Annotated in this window: 2 protein-coding genes; both read right to left on the reverse strand. The window is 37.5% G+C overall.

The window, feature by feature from the left end:
* The coding region (locus A5295_RS05975; RefSeq protein WP_368664376.1) for an MFS transporter at window positions 1-586 on the reverse strand (586 nt) is incomplete at its 3' end.
* Window positions 570-1,058, reverse strand: coding sequence for a hypothetical protein (locus tag A5295_RS05980; protein ID WP_226988337.1), 489 nt, complete (start codon window positions 1,056-1,058; stop codon window positions 570-572). The genes A5295_RS05975 and A5295_RS05980, both read right to left, overlap by 17 nt.
* Between the last annotated feature and the right edge of the window lie 231 nt (window positions 1,059-1,289).

Below are 1,289 nucleotides of genomic sequence, written 5' to 3' on the forward strand. Positions count from 1 at the left end.
TTATTATTCCTGCTAATGCGATAGTTTCTGTAAATAGAATTGGAATGTATAAATATTTACTACTCGCAAAACCTGCAACTGCTGGTCCTACTAATGTACCCATGAGGCTTGTAAAGCGAAGAAGTGAAAGAACATTAATAAGATCATCATTTTTTGTTACACGATTAACAAAGGAAGTAATAGCAGGAAAATAGAAAGTATCACATGCTGTCGTAACCATTACAAGTATACAAACACACCAAAATAGGAGCAACTTGTTAGCAGATGGGGTTGAGAAGGATACCGATACAATTGCGATAATACATAATCCCGCAATCATTCTTGCTAAGCATGCAGCAACTGTTGTCCTGAAAATTCCTACATGCTCAGCTAGTGCTCCTGAGAAAAGGCCTGCTACTAATTCACTTATTGCAGTGAGGGTGAGGTAAAGCGATAAATAATGGCTTGACTGCTGAAAACCGATAAAAAGTGAGTTCAATAGCCATAATTGAATAGTAGTTGAGGCTAGTGTAGTTGCATAGTTAGAAAGAAAATCACTAGCTGCTAAACGCAGATATCCGCGGTAAGGTTTAAATAGATTCGTCAAGGTTTGCTCGTTTCGCGAAATTACATTGCCAAATTATTGCTTGAGAGATGCTATCGGCACTAGTAGTGAAGTATGTTGTAAAGTCGTCGTTATCCCAAATCTGTTGCTGTAGGTTCTTGTCATCACGCACTGTGCTAAAGAGTTGAATAATCTGCTCGACGCAAGATAATGTTTTCTTTATATAGAAGTATTGTTGTGCGAAATCGACTTCTACTTGCTCTCCAGGGATAGTCGTATGTATTTCTTGGAATGTCCGTAGCAAATCAATTGTTTTAATAAGCGATATTTTACATGTCTCGAAATATTCTTGTATTGAATGGATGGTGGATGTTTTCGCTGTGTTTGTACTGACGATAGTGGCTTCAAGTGCAGCATTTGCTTTGAAAAAATATTCTGTTGCTTCAAATAGAGAAGCGCAATATGCTGCACTTGATTTCACATACTCATCAAACATTTCTTCGTACGAAGTCATGTTCATTATTAACCTTTGGTGTGAATATGTGCGGATAAACTATGCCTAAATCATATGAGGATATGGTCGAGGTCGTGGGTTGATTCCGCCGCGCTTGCTATTCCTTGTTCATCTTTGCCTCCTTTCATAAGAACAATGCTGTATCTTATTTGCATATTCATCTATGAAGATACAAATAATCCTAATACAGGATTCGCATTCTTTCCAAGTGTGTCTCTTATTGTGGAATAA

Origin of the sequence: Gardnerella sp. 26-12, from assembly GCF_001660745.1 — a bacterium.
Taxonomy (GTDB): domain Bacteria; phylum Actinomycetota; class Actinomycetes; order Actinomycetales; family Bifidobacteriaceae; genus Bifidobacterium; species Bifidobacterium swidsinskii.